We start from the raw sequence: 17,469 nt of genomic DNA on the forward strand, positions 1-17,469 counted from the left end.
GGCGGCCTCCTTAGCTTGCCAGGAAAGCCGGCCACACCGGCATCTGCAGGTTGATGCCGTACACGAACGCGCCCAGGCTGATCAGCACCAGGATGACCGCGTTCAGGATGGCACCCTTCCAGCTGAACTCGTGGCTGGCCATCGACGACACCAGCACCAGCACCAGCACCGACAGCACCATGCCCAGCGGCTTCAGCAGCAGGCCGAACAGCACCACCGAACCGAGGATCCACAACAGCGTCTTGATGTCCCAGCGGGCCAGGCTGTCTTCTTCCGACTTGGACGACAGCGAGCCGAACAGCACCAGCACGCCCAGCAGGGCGAGCACGATGCCGAGCCAGAACGGGAAGTATCCCGGTCCCATTTTTGCGGCGGTTCCCATGGAATAACCGCGCGCGACCCAGGAAAAGCCGAATCCGACCAGGATGAACATCAGGCCGGAGGCAAAGTCCTTTTGGCTACGTATGCGCAAAGTGAATCTCCTCGATAAGACTGCTTGAAATCTGCGGCGGGCCTCTTTGCTGGTTTTGTTGCATTGCATCAATGCAGCGAATTCCGGAGGCCTTCCGACGGGCAGGGTGGAAGGTAAGGGGGCGACCTTTCAGCTACCTTTCAGATGTCTGCAAATGGGGTCATGGTTCGGGTATCCCCTAGTGAGAGCCCGCTTAAAAGTGCCGCTGCGCCAGGCTGCAGGCGGCCTGGCGGGTTGCGGCCCGGGCCGCTGCGCTATCATCCGGAACGGTCTTGCGCGCCATGGCGGCCCACCGTGCCGGCAGGGTTCTGAAAGGTTCTGAAAGTTTCTGAAAGGTCCTGAAAGCTTCCGCAGGCGAATCCCCAGGCAACACAAGGAGCGTTTTGGAAAGCATCGACCATGTCATCCTGCTCGGCGCCGTCGTGATGTCGCTGGGCATCGTGCTGGGCGCGTTCTCGGCGCGCTTTGGCGTGCCGGTCCTGCTGGTGTTTCTGGCCGTGGGCATGCTGGCCGGCGTGGACGGCCCCGGCGGCATCCGTTTCTCCGATACCTGGCTCAGCTTCCTGGTCGGCAACCTGGCGCTGGCCATCATCCTGCTCGACGGCGGGCTGCGCACCCGCTTCGCCACCTTTCGCGTCGCGCTCAAGCCGTCTCTGTCGCTGGCCACGGTCGGGGTGCTGGTGACCGCCGCGCTGGTGGGGATATTCGCCGCCTGGCTGCTGGGCATCGACTGGCGGCTGGGGCTGCTGCTGGGGGCCATCGTCGGCTCGACCGATGCCGCCGCGGTGTTCTCGACGCTCAACAGCAGCGGCATCCGGCTCAAGGACCGGGTCGCGAGCGTGCTGGAGATCGAGTCCGGCATCAACGACCCGATGGCGATCTTCCTGACGCTGACGCTGATCGAATGGCTGACCGCGCCCGAGGGCCTGACGCCGCTGGGGCTGGTGCTGCGCCTGCTGGTGCAGTTCGGCGTGGGCGGCGTGCTGGGGCTCGGGCTTGGTTATTGCCTGGCCAATGTGCTGGAGCGCACGCGCGTGGCTGAAGGGCTGCAGTCGATCCTGCTGTGCTCGGGCGGCGCGATGGTCTTTGCCATCGTGCAGAGCGCCGGCGGCAGCGGCTTCCTGGCGGTGTACCTGACCGGCATGCTGATCGGCAACCGCGAGCGCGCCGTCACCGCCGACACCATGCGCGCCATGGACGGCATGGCGTGGCTGGCGCAGTCCGCCATGTTCCTGCTGCTGGGCCTGCTGGTGGCGCCGCACCGGATCTGGGAAGTCGCCGGCCCCGCGGTGGCGGTGGCGGCCTTCCTGATGCTGGTGGCGCGGCCGGTGGCGGTATGGCTGGCGCTGCTGCCGTTCCGTTTCAACGCGCGCGAGACCGGCTTTATCGCCTGGATGGGCCTGCGCGGCGCGGTGCCGATCGTGCTGGCGCTGTTCCCGCTGCTGCGCGAGGTGCCGCAGTCGGGCCTGCTGTTCCGCATTGCCTTCGCGGTGGTGCTGGCCAGCCTGCTGTTCCAGGGCACCACCGTGGCGGTGGCGGCGCGGCTGGCACGCGTGCTGCGCCCCGGCTATCCCGAGCCGCTGGCGCGCTCGCGCCTGCGGGGCACGCGCGCGCCGATCCTGGAAGTGATGCAGTTCGAGGTCGGGCCCAACGCGCCGGTCGAGAACGTGCGCGCCGACCAGCTGGAGCTGCCGCCGCGCTGCCGGCTGCTGACGGTGGCCCGCGATGACGCGCTGGCCGAGCCCGGCCAGACGGTATTGCGCGCCGGCGATGCAGTCTGCGTGCTGGGACCGACGGTCTCGTTGCCGCTGCTGTCGGCGCTGTTCCAGACGCCGGGCCGGGCCCCCACCTGGGAACAGGTCTCGCACGATTTCCTGCTGTCGGGCGACGCGCCGTTGCGCGACGTGGCCGCGCTCTACGGCACGCGCGAACTGACCGCTGACGAGGAGCCATTGACGCTGGAAAGCGCGATGCAGCGCGCGTTCACGTCGCCACCGGTAGAGGGCGACAGCGTCGTGATCGCGGGGCTGCCGCTGACGGTAACGCGCATGGAAGGTGCGCAGATCGTGCAGGTGGGGTTGCTGCTGCCGCGGCTGGAGGGGGATTCGGGCGGGAAGTTGTGGGTGCGGCGGCGCAAGGGGGGCGAGAGCCGCGAAGGTGTGTAATCGCTGCCGGTTTGCGCCCCTCTCCCCGTGAGGGGAGAGGGAGAACACCTCTTGCTAAGGCTAGCTCGTGCGGCTTGGGAGCACCAGAACCGCTCTTCCTCTCGCTGTTTGGGGGTCAGTCGACCTTCGCCCCAGACACCTTCACGATCTGCGCATACTTCTTCAGTTCCTTCTGGATCAGCGCCGCGAACTGCTCCGGCGTGGTCGGCGCCGGCTGGGCGCCGATGCGGGCCAGGCGGGCCTTCATGTCGTCGGTCTTCAGGATCGCCACGATCTCGTGGTTCAGCTTTTCCACGATCTCGCGCGGCGTGTTGGCCGGCGCGAACACGCCAAACCACGTCGAGATGTCGAAGCCTTCCAGCCCCAGTCCCTTGCCGGCCTCGGCAATGGTCGGCAGGTCCGGGAAGGATGCGGCGCGGCCGGCGGTGGTGACGGCGAAGGCCTTGAGCTTGCCCGCCTTGATATTGGCCGACGCCGACGCCAGGTTGTCGAAGATCAGGTCGGTCTGGCCCGACAGCACCGACAACTGCGCGGGCGACGCGCCGTTGTAGGGGATATGGACCATGCTGACTTTCGCCATGCTCTTGAACAGCTCGCCCGACAGGTGGCCGGCGCTGCCGTTGCCGCCCGAGGCGTAGTCCAGCTTGCCCGGGTTCTTGCGCGCGTAGGCGACCAGGTCGCGCACGTTGTCGATATGCAGCTCGGCGGCCTTGCCCGGGTGCATCACCAGCACGTTGGGCACGTCGGCGACCAGCGTGATCGGCGCGAAATCCTTGACCGGGTCATACGGCATCTTGCTGAACAGGGTCGGGTTGATCGCGTGCGTGGCCACCGCGCCCATGACGATGGTGTAGCCGTCGGCCGGCTGCTTCGCAACGTAGTCCGCACCCAGGTTGCCGCCGGCGCCCGGCTTGTTTTCCACGATCACGGGCTGGCCCAGGCTGTCGCGCAGCTTGTCGCCGATGGCGCGCGCCACGGTGTCGAGCGGGCCGCCGGCCGGGTAAGGCACGACGAAACGGACCGGCTTGGTCGGGTAGGCGTTGGTGGCGGCAACGGCGGCGGCCGGCACCAGGGCCGCGGTCAGCGCGGCGGCGAGCAGTTTCTTCAGCATGTTGCGGAGGACAAAAGGGATAGGGATTCTCAGCGGGCCCCGATGCCGCGCGCCATCATCACGGCGCACAGCGGCAGCAGGATCACCAGGTGCGATTCGATCATGACCCAGCGCCGCGCCGCCTTGATCTCGGACGGCGGCGGCACGTAATCGGGCAGCCTGCGCGCCTGCTTGCGCCAGCGCGCGATGGCGAGGGTCGGCGGCAGCGAGCACAGCGCGATCAGCACGAACACCCCCATCTTGGCGTGGAACCACGGGTTGTGCAGGTAGAAGTCCGCGCCCTTGGCGCCGTAGAACAGGCGCAGCAGGCCGGTGGCCAGCGCCAGCATCGCCGACAGGAAATAGAACAGGTCGTACAGCGACAGGCGCCGCACGGTGGCCGGGGTCAGGTCCGGGCGCAGCGCCACGGCCTCGGCGGCCATCAGCGTGATCAGGACAAAGATCGCCAGGAAATGCAGGAAGGCGAGGATGGCGTCGGTCAGCATGGGTTCTCCTTCGCTTTGCACGGGCGCGCGCAAAGGCGCGGGCCCGGGGAAAGTACTTCAGTGGGGACTGAACTTCCGGAAAGCACCCGCGGCCGGCTGGCCCGCCGCGGGCAGGAGGAGAATCTTACAGCACACCTTTTGCACGAAGTGCGGCGATCTGCGCAGGGCTGTAGCCCAGGGTCTGGGCCAGCACCGTGTCGGTGTGCTCGCCCAGCAGCGGCGGGTGGCGCAGCGCCTGCGGCGGGGTCGCGCTCATCTTGATCGGGCTGCCGACCAGCCTGACCTCGCCCGCGCTCGGGTGGGGCAGGTCCACGCGCAGGCCGCGCGCCTTGACCTGGTCGTCCTCGAACACGTCGTCGAGCGTGTTGATCGGGCCGCACGGCACGCCCGCGGCTTCCAGGTCGCGGATCCACTGGGCGCGCGTGCGCGGGCGCACCATCTCGGCCAGGATCGGCACCAGCACGTCGCGGTTGGCCACGCGCTGCGGATTGGTGGCAAAGCGCGGGTCGTCGGCCAGCTCGGGCTTGCCGCCGTCGGTGACGAACTTGCGGAACTGCCCGTCGTTGCCGACCGCGACGATGATCCAGCCGTCGGCGGCCTGGAAGGTCTGGTAGGGCACGATATTCGGATGCGCGTTACCCCAGCGGCGCGGCGCCTCGCCGCTGGCGAGGTAATTCGTGTTCATGTTGGCGAGCATGGCCACCTGCACGTCGAGCAGCGCCATGTCGATGTACTGGCCCTCGCCGGTGCGGTCGCGGTGGGCGAGTGCCGCCAGCACCGCGATGGTGGCGTACTGGCCCGTCATCAGGTCGGAAATCGCCACGCCGGCCTTCTGCGGGCCCCCGCCGGGCAGGTCGTCGCGCTCGCCGGTCAGGCTCATGAAGCCGCCCATGCCCTGGATGATGAAGTCGTAGCCCGGGCGCGCGGCGTACGGGCCGGTCTGGCCGAAGCCGGTGACCGAGCAATAGATCAGGTCGGGCCTGACCTGCTTCAGCGAGTCGTAGTCCAGGCCATATTTCTTCAGCTGGCCGACCTTGTAGTTCTCCAGCACCACGTCGCTCTGCGCGGCCAGGTCGCGCACGATCTGCTGGCCTTCCGGGGTGCTGATGTCGCACGTGACCGAGCGCTTGTTGCGGTTGGCAGCCAGGTAGTAGGCGGCCTCGGCGGTGTCGCGGCCGTCTTCGTCCTTGAGCCAGGGCGGGCCCCAGGTGCGGGTGTCGTCGCCGGCGCCGGGGCGCTCGATCTTGATCACATCGGCGCCGAAGTCGGCAAGGTTCTGGGCGCACCACGGCCCGGCGAGGACGCGGGTGAGGTCGAGGACGCGGAGATGGCTCAAGGCTCCCATGGCGGTATTCAAGGCAGAGGTAAGGCGGGATCGGATCCGGAATGCGGGGTCGGCACGCCCCGGAAACAGGGCGGCGCGGGCTGGCTGCACTGTACCACCGGCCAACCGCCGTTGCCGTTATAAGTGATTTATGCGTATCTCGATGCGGTGGGATTCAGGGCGATAGCCGGCCGCGTCCCGGGCCCCGTGGCTGACCTGCCCGGCGGCCTGCCTTGCCCGTATAATCAACGGTTTGCAAATCCCATACTGATTCGTCGCGCCCGGCCACGCCAGGGCAAGCGTCCGCCATCCCATGAAAGTCTCAGACATTCGCAGCAAGTTCCTGCAGTTCTTCGAATCGAAGGGCCATACCGTGGTCCGCTCGTCCAGCCTGGTGCCGGCGAACGACCCGACGCTGCTGTTCACCAACTCCGGCATGGTGCAGTTCAAGGACGTGTTCCTCGGCACCGACAAGCGCCCGTACAGCCGCGCCACCTCGGCGCAGCGCTCGGTGCGCGCCGGCGGCAAGCACAACGACCTCGAGAACGTGGGCTACACCGCCCGCCACCACACCTTCTTCGAGATGCTGGGCAACTTCTCGTTTGGCGACTACTTCAAGCGCGAAGCCATCCAGTACGCATGGGAACTGCTGACCAAGACCTACCAGCTGCCGGCCGAGAAGCTGTGGGTCACGGTCTACGCCGAAGACGACGAGGCCTACGACATCTGGGCCAGGGAAGTCGGCGTGCCGGCCGAGCGCATCGTGCGCATCGGCGACAACAAGGGCGCGCGCTATGCCTCGGACAACTTCTGGCAGATGGCCGACACCGGCCCGTGCGGCCCGTGCTCGGAAATCTTCTATGACCACGGCCCCGACGTATGGGGCGGCCCGCCGGGATCGCCCGAGGAAGACGGCGACCGCTACATCGAGGTCTGGAACCTGGTGTTCATGCAGTTCAACCGCGACGAGCAGGGCAACATGACGCCGCTGCCCAAGCCGTGCGTCGACACCGGCATGGGCCTGGAGCGCATCGCCGCGGTGCTGCAGCACGTGCACAGCAACTACGAGATCGACCTGTTCCAGGCGCTGATCAAGGCCGCCGCGCGCGAGACCCATATCGACAACCTGAACCAGAACTCGCTGAAGGTCATCGCCGACCATATCCGTGCGTGCGCGTTCCTGATCGTCGATGGCGTGATCCCCGGCAACGAAGGCCGCGGCTACGTGCTGCGCCGGATCATCCGCCGCGCCATCCGCCATGGCTACAAGCTGGGCCAGAAGACCCCGTTCTTCCACAAGCTGGTGCCGGACCTGGTCGAGCAGATGGGCCAGGCCTATCCGGAGCTGGCCGAGGCGCAGTCGCGCGTGACCGAAGTGCTGAAGGCCGAGGAAGAGCGCTTCTTCGAGACCATCGAGAACGGCATGGCCATCCTCGACGCCGCGCTGGCCGAGCTCAAGCTCAAGGGCGGCAAGACGCTGGACGGCGAACTCGCCTTCAAGCTGCACGACACCTTCGGCTTCCCGCTGGACCTGACCCAGGACGTGTGCCGCGAGCAGGAAATCGGCGTGGACGAGGCCGCCTTCGACGCCGCCATGAACCGCCAGCGCGAACAGGCGCGCGCCGCCGGCAAGTTCAAGATGGCCGCCGGCCTCGAGTACACCGGCGACAAGACCGTGTTCCACGGCTACGAGAAGCTGGAGCTGCCGCAGGCCAGGGTCACCGCGCTGTACGTGGATGGCGCCGCAGTGCAATCCATGCAGCCGGGCCAGACCGGCGTGGTGGTGCTCGACAACACCCCGTTCTACGCCGAGTCCGGCGGCCAGGCCGGCGACCAGGGCGTGCTGCAGGCCGGCAATGCCACCTTCGCCGTGGCCGATACCACCAAGATCCAGGCCGACGTGTTCGGCCACCAGGGCACGCTGCAGGGCGGCGCGCTCAAGGTGGGCGATGCCGTGTCGGCGCAAGTCGACGCACTGCGCCGCGCGCGCACCGTGCGCAACCACTCGGCCACCCACCTGATGCACAAGGCCCTGCGCGAAGTGCTGGGCAGCCACGTGCAGCAGAAGGGCTCGCTGGTGGACGCGGACAAGACCCGCTTCGATTTCTCGCATAACGCCGCGCTGACCGACGCGCAGATCCGCCAGGTCGAAGAGATCGTCAACGCCGAGATCCTGCGCAACGAAGACACCCACGCCGAGATCATGCCGTTCGACGACGCGGTCAAGAGCGGCGCGATGGCACTGTTCGGCGAGAAGTACGCCGACGACGTGCGCGTGCTGTCGATCGGCACCTCGAAGGAACTGTGCGGCGGCACCCACGTGCACCGCACCGGCGATATCGGCCTGTTCAAGATCGTGATGGAAGGCGGCGTCGCCGCCGGCATCCGCCGCGTCGAAGCCATCACCGGCGACAACGCGCTGCATTACCTGCAGGGCCTGGACGCCAGGCTGAACGAAGCCGCCGCCGTGCTGAAGGCGCAGCCGTCCGAGCTGGTGCCGCGCATCGGCCAGGTGCAGGAGCAGGTGCGCGCGCTGGAAAAGGAGCTGGAGCGCCTGAAGAGCAAGCTGGCCGCGTCGCAGGGCGACGAGCTGGCGGCGCAGGCGGTCGACGTGAAGGGCCTGAAGGTGCTGGCCGCGCAGCTGGACGGCGCCGACGTGAAGACCCTGCGCGAGACCATGGACAAGCTCAAGGACAAGCTGCAGAGCGCCGCCATCGTGCTGGGTGCGGTGGCCGACGGCAAGGTCAGCCTGATCGCCGGCGTCACCGCCGATGCCACGGGCAAGGTCAAGGCCGGCGAGCTGGTCAATTTTGTCGCCCAGCAGGTGGGCGGCAAGGGCGGCGGCCGTCCCGACATGGCCCAGGCCGGCGGCACCGAGCCGGCCAAGCTGCCGCAGGCGCTGGCGGGTGTCAGCGAGTGGGTGGCTGGCAAGGTCTGAACGGCTAAGGGTTTGCTCCCCTCTCCCGCATGCGGGAGAGGGAGTACACAATTGGTCGAGGCCACGTTGTCATAAAAGCAGGAAGGGCGCCCCGGCGCCCTTCCTGCTTTTTATTTTTCCGGCGTTCCCTTGCCGCCGCCCAGCGTCGTCAATAAATCGATCGGCAGCGGAAACACGATGGTCGAGCTCTTGTCCCCCGCGATCTGCGTCAGCGTCTGCATGTAGCGCAGCTGCATCGCCTGCGGCTGCCGCGCCAGCATCTGCGCCGCTTCCAGCAGCTTCTCCGAGGCCTGCAGTTCGCCTTCGGCGTGGATCACCTTGGCGCGCCGCTCGCGTTCGGCCTCGGCCTGGCGGGCGATGGCGCGGACCATGGTCTCGTTCAGGTCGACATGCTTGATCTCGACGTTCGAGACCTTGATGCCCCAGCCGTCGGTCTGCGCGTCCAGCGCCTGCTGGATGTCGAGGTTGAGCTTCTCGCGCTCGGCCAGCATCTCGTCCAGCTCATGCTTGCCCAGTACCGAGCGCAGCGTGGTCTGCGCCAGCTGGCTGGTGGCTTCGAGGAAGTTCGCCACCTGGATGATGGCGCGTTCGGGATCGACCACGCGGAAATACACCACCGCATTGACCTTGACCGAGACGTTGTCGCGCGAGATCACGTCCTGCGGCGGCACGTCCATCACCACCGTGCGCAGGTCGACCCGGACCATCTGCTGCACCGCCGGGATCAGCAGCACCAGGCCCGGGCCCTTGACCTTCCAGAACCGCCCGAGCATGAACACCACGCCGCGTTCGTATTCGCGCAGCACGCGGAACGAGGTGATCACCAGCAGTGCCAGCAGGAAGATCACACCGCCGAAGCTGAATCCGTAGGCCATGGTCAGGCTCCCTTGTCGGGGGTCGGTTGGGAAGAGGAGGCCGGCGCGCTGCCGGCGGCGATCACTTCGAGCAGCAGGCCGCTGCGTCCAGTGACCAGCACCGGCGTGCCACGCGCCAGCGGGGTGGCGCTGCGCACGCGCCAGGTCTCGCCGCGCACGCTGGCCCAGCCTTCTTCGCGCAGGTCGTCGAGCAGCTCGCCGCGGCTGCCGACCAGTGTGTCGGCACCGCTGACCACCGGCCGCTTGCGCGAGCGCATCAGCATCGCCGACATGCCGAACACGAACACCGCCGACAGCGCCGACATCGCCGCCACCATCGGCAGCGGCACGCCAAAGCCGGGCACGTCGGTATCGATCAGCATCACCGCGCCGAAGGCGAAGGCGATGATGCCGCCGACGCCCAGCGCGCCGAAGGTGGGCAGGAACAGCTCCGCCACCATGCAGCCGATGCCCAGCGCCACCAGCGCCAGCCCGGCGTAGTTCACCGGCAGCATGTGCAGCGCGAACAGCGCCAGCAGCAGGCAGATCGCGCCGACGATGCCGGGCACCACCATGCCCGGCGTGGAGAACTCGAAGATCAGCGCGTAGATGCCGATCATCATCAGCAGCAGCGCGACGCTGGGCTCGGTGATCACGGCCAGGAAGCGGTTGCGCCAGTCCGGCTCCAGCGTCACCGAAGGCGCGTTGCGCGTGTGCAGCGTGCTGGCCTTGCCGCCGGCGGTGGTCAGCTTGCGTCCGTCGAGCTGGCGCAGCAGCGCGGGCAGGTCGGCCGCGACCACATCGATCACGCGCTGCGCCAGCGCTTCGTCGGCCGACAGGCTGACCGATTCGCGCACCGCGCGCTCGGCCCATTCGGCGTTGCGACCGCGCAGCTGCGCCAGGCCGCGGATATAGGCCGAGGCGTCATGCATCTGCTTGCGCGCCATGGTGTCGCCCGCCGCGGGCGCGCTGGCCGGGGCCGAGGCCGGGCTGGCGCCGGGCAGGGCGTCGGGCTTCTGCGGGCCGCCGATGCCGACCTGCACGGGCGTCGCCGCGCCCAGGTTGGTGCCCGGCGCCATGGCTGCGATATGGCTGGCATAGAGGATGTAGGTGCCGGCGCTGGCCGCGCGGGCGCCGCCGGGAGAAACATAGCTGGCCACCGGCACCGGCGAGGCCAGGATCGCCTGGATGATGTCGCGCATCGACGCATCCAGCCCGCCGGGCGTGTCCATTTCCAGCACCACCAGTTGCGCGCCGGCTTCGCGGGCGCGCGTCATGCCGCGCAGGATAAAGCTGGCGCTGGCCGGGCTGACCGCGCCTTTCAGCGGGATCACGTACACCGGTGCAGTGGCGGTGGCGGTGGCCGTGCCCGCCGGCGGCGCCGCGGCGCCGCTGCCGCCGAAGGCAAGCGCGCAGCATGCCAGCGCCAGGCTGGACAGCAGCCGGAAGGCCCGCAGCAACGCGGAAGCAGGGTTCATGGCAGGAGCAGGGCAGGCAAGGTGCCTTGGTGGCGCCACTTCAAGTGTAGGCCACCGGGCACATCTTGCACGCAACCCCGCGGGTCAGGCCGCCGCCAGTTCGGGACCCGCCGAGCCGGGCGGTGCGGGCGTGAGTTCGGGCAGGGCCTCGACCAGCGCATGCAGCGCGGCGCTGGCCATCGACGGCTGCCACGCCAGCAGCGTGCGCACCCGGCCCGCCGCGCCCAGGCTGTGCTGCCGGATGGCGGGCAGGTCGCGGTACAGGCCCAGCACCGAACGCGGCACGATCGCCGCGCCGATGCCGGCCGCGACGCAGGCGACGATGGCATGGTAGGAGCTGAGCTGCAGCACGCGCGGCGTCGGCGCCGGGCCGGTCCCGTACCAGGTCTCGAGCCGCGCGCGGTAGTTGCAGCCCGGCTCGAACGCCAGCAGCGTCGGCACCTCCAGGTCGGCCGCGCTGTGCACCGGGCGGTGGTGCTCGCGCGTGATCACCACCAGCTCTTCCTCGAACACCGGCACCGCGCGCAACGCCGGATCCGCCAGCGGCTCGGCGACGAAGGCGCAGTCCACCTCGAAGCGCGCCAGCGCGTCGAACGCCTGCCGCGTTGCCAGCGTCACCAGTTCCAGCTGCACCTCGGGCCAGGCCTGGTGATACGCGGCCAGCACCCCGGGCAGGCGGCTCGCGGCGGTGCTCTCCATCGAGGCAATGCGCAGCCGGCCATGCGGCCGCGCCGGCAACACCGCGTGGCGCGCCTCTTCGGTCAGGGTCAGGATGCGGCAGGCGTAGTCGAAGAGGGTCTGGCCGGACGGGGTCAGCACCATGCGCCGCCCGTCGCGCACGAACAGCTCGACGCCCAGCGACTGCTCCAGCTGGCGGATGCGGGTGGTGACATTGGATTGCACCCGGTGCAGCCGCTCGGCTGCGCGGGTGATGCCGCCGGCTTCGACGACGGCACGGAAAATTTCGAGCGCGGCAAGGTCCATGACGAGGCTCCGGCGTTATTCATCTGAATTCAAGATGCATGACATCTTGATAATTCATTTTTCGGGATGATGATGGCAGCGTAGCATACAGGGATCGCAATGCAACCGCTGCCCCCAGCCACCATCATGCCGACCCCCCACAGCCTGGAGACCAAGCCCCCTGCCGCGTGCGTAGCGGCCGCGTCCCGGCCGGGCCATGCAGCCGGCCCGTTCGCGGTGGCGCTGGCGGGCCTGGTGTCGCTGGCGGTGGTGATGGGCATCGGCCGCTTCGCCTTCACGCCGCTGCTGCCGATGATGTTGCATGACGGCACCGTCACGCTGGAACAGGGCGGGTGGCTGGCCACGGTGAACTACATCGGCTATTTCGCCGGCGCCGCGGTCTGCATGTTTATCCAGCCCGATGCGGTGCGCATGGTGCGCTGGGGCCTGGTGGCCACCGTGCTGCTGACGCTGGGCATGGCCCTGCCGGGCGGCATGCCGGCGTGGTCGCTGTGGCGCGCCGCCGCGGGCGTGGCCAGCGCCGTGGTGATGGTCTACACCGCCGGCTGGTGCCTGCAGCGCCTGGCCGAGCTGGGCCGGCCCGAGCTGGCCGGGCTGATCTTCTGCGGCCCGGGCCTGGGCATCGTGGTCACCGGACTGGGCGCATCCGGCATGGTCGCAGCGGGCTGGCATGCCGACCACGGCTGGCTGGCATTCGCCGCGCTGGCGGCGGTGCTGGCGGCGGCGGTCTGGCGGGTCTTCGCCGCGCCGTCCGCCGTGGCGGCAGCGGCACCGTCGCCGGGTACCGCGGATGCCGGGCCCGGCGCCGCGCGGCTCGATGCCCAGACCTGGGTACTGACCCTGGCATACGGCCTGGCCGGCTTCGGCTACATCATCACCGCGACCTTCCTGCCGGTGATCGCGCGCGCAGCGCTGCCCGGCACGGTGTGGGCTGACCTGTTCTGGCCGGTCTTCGGCGCAGGCGTGGCGGTGGGCGCGTTCCTGGCAACGCGGGTCGGCATGGCGCACGACAACCGCAAGCTGCTGGCGCTGCTGTACGGCATGCAGGCGCTGGGCGTGGCGATTGCGGTGGTGTTGCCGAGCGTCGCCGGCTTTGCCCTCAGCAGCCTGCTGGCGGGCCTGCCGTTCACCGCGCTGGTGGCGTTCGCGATGCGCGAGGCGCGGCGGCTGTGGGGCCCGCAGGCACCGCGGCTGATGGGCCTGATGACCGCGTCCTACGGCCTGGGCCAGATCGCCGGCCCGCCGCTGGCGACCGCGCTGGTGGCGCGCAGCGGCGGCTTCGCCGGTTCGCTGGCGTGTGCCGCCGGGGCACTGGCGCTGGGCGCGCTGGTATTCGCCTGGATGCGCCGCGCGTGGCCGCTGCCGGCGGCCGGGGAGTCGGCAAGCAGCGGCCCGAGCCCGGCCGCCAAGGTGCGCTAAAGTATTGCCTTTGCCGTCCGGCGCGCCGCGCGAGGGATTGCGGGGCCGGTCAGCCGGCATCGCGGTCCCGCGGCGCGGCACAGAAGGCCGGGCCGTACCCGGCACGCCAGACCGGGCGGCGCAGGAGCGACCCCATGTCTTTTGCCTTGCAGCCCGCGCGTGCCGCGGGCGCTTCCCATCCCGTCTCAGCCGAAGAGCAGCGCGTGCGCGTCGACCTGGCCGCGGCCTATCGCCTGGCCGCGCGCGAGCGCTGGGATGACCTGATCTACACCCATATCTCGGCCACGGTGCCGGGCGAGCCGGAACACTTCCTGATCAACCCTTTCGGCTTTGCCTTCGACGAGATCCGCGCCAGCGACCTGGTCAAGATCAACGGCCGCGGCGAGGTGGTTGGCGAGACCGTGCATCCGGTCAACGTGACCGGCTTCGCGCTGCACGCCGCGGTGCATGCCGCGCGCGCCGACGCGATGTGCGTGATGCACCTGCATAACACCGCCGGCATCGCGGTGTCGGCGCTGGCGGCGGGGCTGCTGCCGCTGTCGCAGCACGCCATGCGCTTCCATGGCCGCATCGCCTGCCACGACTACGAGGGCCTGGCCTTCACCCCGGCCGAGGGCGCGCGACTGACCGCATCGCTGGGCACGCATCCGGCCATGCTGTTGCGCAACCACGGCACGCTGACGGTGGGCCGCACCGTGGCCGAAGCCTATGTGCTGATGGCGACGCTGATCAAGGCCTGCGAAATCCAGATCGCGGCGCAGGCGGGCGGCGCGCTGGTGCAGCCCGACGCCGCCGTCGCGGACAAGACCTCGGCGCAGCTCTATGACGATGGCGCGGTCGAGGGCGTGCTGGAATGGCCCGCGCTGCTGCGCAAACTGGATAGAATCGATCCTTCCTACCGGGACTGAAGGCAAGCGCCGTCCCCGCCCGGACGACAACAATCAATCAAGCACAGGAGCAATGTATGCCGACTTTCCACGTCGAAATGTTTGAAGGCCGCACCATCGAGCAGAAGCGCAAGTTTGTCGAGGAAGTGACCCGCGTCAGCTGCGAAACGCTGGGCTGCTCGCCGTCGGCGGTCGACATCATCATTACCGATATCAAGCGCGAGAACTGGGCCACCGGCGGCGAGCTGTGGGCCGACAAGAAGTAAGGCGCCAGGCCGCTCCACACTGAACACCATGCAGCACTTCGCCTCCGACAACTACGCCGGCTTCTGCCCGGAATCGCTCAAGTATTTCCTGGAAGCCAATGGCAGCGGCCACGAGCAGGCCTATGGCGACGACAGCTGGACGCAGAAGGTCTGCGACCGCATCCGCGACCTGTTCCAGACTGATTGCGAAGTGTTCTTCGTGTTCAACGGCACCGCGGCCAACTCGCTGGCGCTGTCGGCGCTGTGCCAGTCGTACCACTCGGTGATCTGCCACGAGCTGGCGCATATCGAGACCGACGAATGCGGCGGGCCGGAGTTCTTCTCCAACGGCTCCAAGCTGCTGACCGCGCCGGGCGAGCACGGCAAACTCACCCCCGATGCGGTCGAGGCGCTGGTCACGCGCCGCGCCGACATCCATTACCCCAAGCCCAAGGTGGTGTCGCTGACGCAGTCGACCGAAGTCGGCACCGTCTACAGCGTGGAAGAAGTGCGCGCCATCGCCGCCATCGCCAAGCGCCGCCAGCTGCGCGTGCACATGGACGGCGCGCGCTTTGCCAACGCGGTGGCGTCGCTGGGCGTGCATCCTTCCGAGATCACCTGGCGCGCCGGCGTCGACGTGCTGTGCTTCGGTGGCACCAAGAACGGCCTGCCGGTGGGCGAGGCGGTGGTGTTCTTCGACCGCCGCCTGGCCGAGGACTTTGCCTACCGCGTCAAGCAGGCCGGGCAACTGGCGTCGAAGATGCGCTTCATCTCGGCGCCGTGGCTGGGTTTGCTCGAGAACGACGTGTGGCTGGCCAACGCGCGCCATGCCAATGCGATGGCGCAACTGCTGCAGCAGCGCATCCGCGACATCCCCGGTGTGCGCATCATGTTCCCGACCCAATCCAACGCGGTCTTCGCCGAGCTGCCGCTGCCGGCGATCGAGGCGCTGCGCGCAAAGGGCTGGCGCTTCTACACCTTTATCGGCGCGGGCGGCTGCCGTTTCATGTGCGCCTGGGACTTGCAGCCGCAGACCGTGGAGGCGCTGGCCGCCGACATGCGCGCTGCTTGCGGCGCATAGCGGGACCAAATTCCGCATATTCATACTGATAACGACGAGACTTCAGGAGCCCCCATGTCATACCGATTCTGCCCGCAGTGCGGCGCGCCGCTCGAGGTGCTGCCGCTGTCCGGGCGCGAACGCCACGCCTGCGTGCAGCAGGACTGCGGCTTCGTGCACTGGAACAACCCGCTGCCGGTGCTGGCGGCGGTGGTGGAGTACCAGGACAAGCTGCTGCTGGCGCGCAACGCCGCGTGGCCGGAAAAGATGTTTGCGCTGGTGACGGGCTTCCTGGAGCGCGACGAGCCGCCCGAGCTGGGCGTGGCGCGCGAACTGAAGGAAGAGACCAACCTCGATACCGAGTCGGTCGCGCTGATCGGCGTCTACGAGTTCATGCGCAAGAACGAGCTGATCATCGCCTATCACGTCAAGGCGACCGGCACCGTCGAACTGTCCGAGGAACTGGCCGAATACAAGCTGGTGGCGCCAGAGGACGTGCGGGTGTGGTCGGCCGGAACCGGCTTCGCGGTGGCAGACTGGCTTGCCGCGGGCGGCTACCCGGTGCGCTTCTTCGATCGCCAGACCGGCGCCGACATTGCGGACCCGCGCCGACCCCACGACTTCAGCCAGGTCGGGGCTTCGCTACAATACCGCTGGTAAGGCCGGTTTTTCAGCCAGCCTCCAGCCCCCAAGCATCAGAGGAAGAGACGAATGGAGTTCCAGAAAGAAGTGGACGCGCGCGGCCTGAACTGCCCGCTGCCGATCCTGCGCACCAAGAAGGCCCTGGCCGACATGGCCAGCGGCGACGTGCTCAAGGTGCTGGCCACAGATCCCGGCGCCACGCGCGATTTCCAGGCCTTTGCCAAGCAGACCGGCAACGAGCTGCTGTCGCACTCGGAAGTGGACAAGGTGTTCGTGTTCTACATGCGCCGTCGCTGATGGATTGCTCCCGTTCCCGCCCGCGGGGCAGGGGAGGGTTCATCCGTCCGAAAAGGAAAAAGCCGCTCGAAAGCGGCTTTTTCTTCGTAACCCGTCCGGGCGAGCTCAGCGGCTCAGGCCGTTCAGGTGTTCGCGCGATTCCAGGTAGGCGCTGAAATCGTTGCCCACTTCGGGGTGCTTCAGCGCGAACTCGACGGTCGCCTTGAGGTAGCCCAGCTTGCTGCCGCAGTCATAGCGGCGGCCCTGGTAGCGGTACGCCAGCACCTGCTCCTGGCCCAGCAGCGACTGGATCGCGTCGGTCAGCTGCAGTTCGCCGCCGGCGCCGGGCTTGAGCTCGCGCAGGTGGTCGAAGATGCGCGGCGTCAGGATGTAGCGGCCGACCACGCCAAGGTTGGACGGCGCATCTTCCGGCGCCGGCTTCTCGACGATGCCCGAGACCTTGATCACGTCCTCGTCCCATTCGCGGCCATCGATCACGCCGTAGGAACGGCTCTGCTCGGGCGTGATTTCCTCGACGCCCAGCACCGAGCAGTTGTAGTGGTTGAAGGCATCCACCATCTGCTTCATCACCGGCGGGTTGCCGTCGATCAGGTCGTCGGCCAGCATCACCGCGAACGGGGTGTCGCCGACCAGCTTGGCCGCGCACAGCACCGCGTGGCCCAGGCCCAGCGCCTCGGGCTGGCGCACGTAGTAGCACTCGACGTTGGCCGGCTTGATCGAGCGCACCACGTCCAGCAGCGCCTGCTTGTTCTTGGCCTCGAGCTCCACTTCCAGTTCGAAGGCCTTGTCGAAATGGTCCTCGATGGCACGTTTGGAGCGGCCCGTGACGAAGATCATCTCGGTAATGCCGGCGGCCATGGCTTCTTCCACGGCGTACTGGATCAGCGGCTTGTCCACCACCGGAAGCATTTCCTTGGGGCTGGCCTTGGTGGCTGGCAGGAAGCGGGTGCCCAGGCCCGCAACCGGGAACACAGCCTTGGTGACGCGATTTTCCATATCAGGTGTACCTCTCAGATTCCAGTCCATAACCCTGCCAGCCAGCGTGGGCGCCGTCTGTCCGGTTCTGTCCGACGATGCCGCACAGAACCCCCGGCTGGCAGGGGCGTGA

The 17,469-nt window shown here is 68.3% G+C and carries 16 protein-coding genes; 8 read left to right on the plus strand and 8 right to left on the minus strand.

Annotated elements, in window-relative coordinates:
* Positions 1-10: 10 nt before the first annotated feature.
* Entirely contained in the window at positions 11-472 is a 462-nt protein-coding gene (locus AC3FMM_RS23615; protein ID WP_115710360.1) for a tripartite tricarboxylate transporter TctB family protein, read from the minus strand.
* A gap of 383 nt (positions 473-855) precedes the next feature.
* On the opposite strand from AC3FMM_RS23615, the gene AC3FMM_RS23620 reads away from it, so the two are divergent.
* Positions 856-2,637, plus strand: coding sequence for a potassium/proton antiporter (locus AC3FMM_RS23620; protein WP_414247696.1), 1,782 nt, complete (start codon positions 856-858; stop codon positions 2,635-2,637).
* 115 nt (positions 2,638-2,752) lie between these two features.
* On the opposite strand, the gene AC3FMM_RS23625 is transcribed toward AC3FMM_RS23620, so the two are convergent.
* The 3 genes from AC3FMM_RS23625 to AC3FMM_RS23635 form a co-directional block, all read right to left on the minus strand.
* Positions 2,753-3,748 (minus strand): tripartite tricarboxylate transporter substrate binding protein, encoded by a 996-nt coding sequence (locus AC3FMM_RS23625; protein ID WP_115680777.1) that lies wholly within the window; start codon positions 3,746-3,748, stop codon positions 2,753-2,755.
* A gap of 29 nt (positions 3,749-3,777) precedes the next feature.
* Positions 3,778-4,233 carry a DUF2214 family protein gene (locus AC3FMM_RS23630; protein WP_115680776.1) on the minus strand — a complete coding sequence of 152 codons (456 nt, stop codon included), beginning with the start codon at positions 4,231-4,233 and terminating at the stop codon, positions 3,778-3,780.
* A 124-nt stretch (positions 4,234-4,357) separates the two neighbouring features.
* Positions 4,358-5,578: a CaiB/BaiF CoA transferase family protein gene (locus AC3FMM_RS23635; RefSeq protein ID WP_115710356.1), complete on the minus strand. Its 1,221-nt coding sequence runs from the start codon at positions 5,576-5,578 to the stop codon at positions 4,358-4,360.
* A gap of 292 nt (positions 5,579-5,870) precedes the next feature.
* On the opposite strand from AC3FMM_RS23635, the gene alaS reads away from it, so the two are divergent.
* Entirely contained in the window at positions 5,871-8,495 is a 2,625-nt protein-coding gene (gene alaS, locus AC3FMM_RS23640; protein WP_115710355.1) for an alanine--tRNA ligase, read from the plus strand.
* A 110-nt stretch (positions 8,496-8,605) separates the two neighbouring features.
* On the opposite strand, the gene AC3FMM_RS23645 is transcribed toward alaS, so the two are convergent.
* From AC3FMM_RS23645 to AC3FMM_RS23655, 3 genes are all read right to left on the minus strand, one after another.
* Positions 8,606-9,370 carry a slipin family protein gene (locus AC3FMM_RS23645; RefSeq protein ID WP_115710353.1) on the minus strand — a complete coding sequence of 255 codons (765 nt, stop codon included), beginning with the start codon at positions 9,368-9,370 and terminating at the stop codon, positions 8,606-8,608.
* A gap of 2 nt (positions 9,371-9,372) precedes the next feature.
* Positions 9,373-10,827 (minus strand): NfeD family protein, encoded by a 1,455-nt coding sequence (locus AC3FMM_RS23650; RefSeq protein WP_488687564.1) that lies wholly within the window; start codon positions 10,825-10,827, stop codon positions 9,373-9,375.
* An 84-nt stretch (positions 10,828-10,911) separates the two neighbouring features.
* A complete protein-coding gene (locus tag AC3FMM_RS23655) occupies positions 10,912-11,811 on the minus strand; it encodes a LysR substrate-binding domain-containing protein (protein WP_115680771.1) in 900 nt (299 codons plus the stop codon).
* 126 nt (positions 11,812-11,937) lie between these two features.
* On the opposite strand from AC3FMM_RS23655, the gene AC3FMM_RS23660 reads away from it, so the two are divergent.
* The 6 genes from AC3FMM_RS23660 (at position 11,938) to AC3FMM_RS23685 (ending at position 16,361) form a co-directional block, all read left to right on the plus strand.
* Positions 11,938-13,230, plus strand: coding sequence for a YbfB/YjiJ family MFS transporter (locus tag AC3FMM_RS23660; protein WP_115710349.1), 1,293 nt, complete (start codon positions 11,938-11,940; stop codon positions 13,228-13,230).
* A 134-nt stretch (positions 13,231-13,364) separates the two neighbouring features.
* Positions 13,365-14,138 (plus strand): class II aldolase/adducin family protein, encoded by a 774-nt coding sequence (locus AC3FMM_RS23665; RefSeq protein WP_488687565.1) that lies wholly within the window; start codon positions 13,365-13,367, stop codon positions 14,136-14,138.
* Between the two features lie 56 nt (positions 14,139-14,194).
* The gene (locus AC3FMM_RS23670; RefSeq protein ID WP_012353493.1) at positions 14,195-14,383 is read left to right on the plus strand and encodes a 4-oxalocrotonate tautomerase; all 189 of its coding nucleotides are present in this window, start codon (positions 14,195-14,197) and stop codon (positions 14,381-14,383) included.
* A 28-nt stretch (positions 14,384-14,411) separates the two neighbouring features.
* Positions 14,412-15,443, plus strand: a complete 1,032-nt coding sequence (locus AC3FMM_RS23675) for a threonine aldolase family protein (RefSeq protein ID WP_115680769.1) — start codon at positions 14,412-14,414, stop codon at positions 15,441-15,443.
* A gap of 54 nt (positions 15,444-15,497) precedes the next feature.
* Positions 15,498-16,082 (plus strand): NUDIX domain-containing protein, encoded by a 585-nt coding sequence (locus AC3FMM_RS23680; RefSeq protein ID WP_488687566.1) that lies wholly within the window; start codon positions 15,498-15,500, stop codon positions 16,080-16,082.
* Between the two features lie 51 nt (positions 16,083-16,133).
* Positions 16,134-16,361 carry a sulfurtransferase TusA family protein gene (locus tag AC3FMM_RS23685; RefSeq protein WP_010813669.1) on the plus strand — a complete coding sequence of 76 codons (228 nt, stop codon included), beginning with the start codon at positions 16,134-16,136 and terminating at the stop codon, positions 16,359-16,361.
* A gap of 105 nt (positions 16,362-16,466) precedes the next feature.
* Here AC3FMM_RS23685 and galU read toward each other — a convergent pair whose 3' ends face one another.
* The gene (gene galU, locus AC3FMM_RS23690; RefSeq protein ID WP_488687567.1) at positions 16,467-17,357 is read right to left on the minus strand and encodes a UTP--glucose-1-phosphate uridylyltransferase GalU; all 891 of its coding nucleotides are present in this window, start codon (positions 17,355-17,357) and stop codon (positions 16,467-16,469) included.
* Positions 17,358-17,469 lie beyond the last annotated feature (112 nt).

The sequence above is a fragment of the Cupriavidus sp. 207A1 genome, assembly GCF_057798955.1.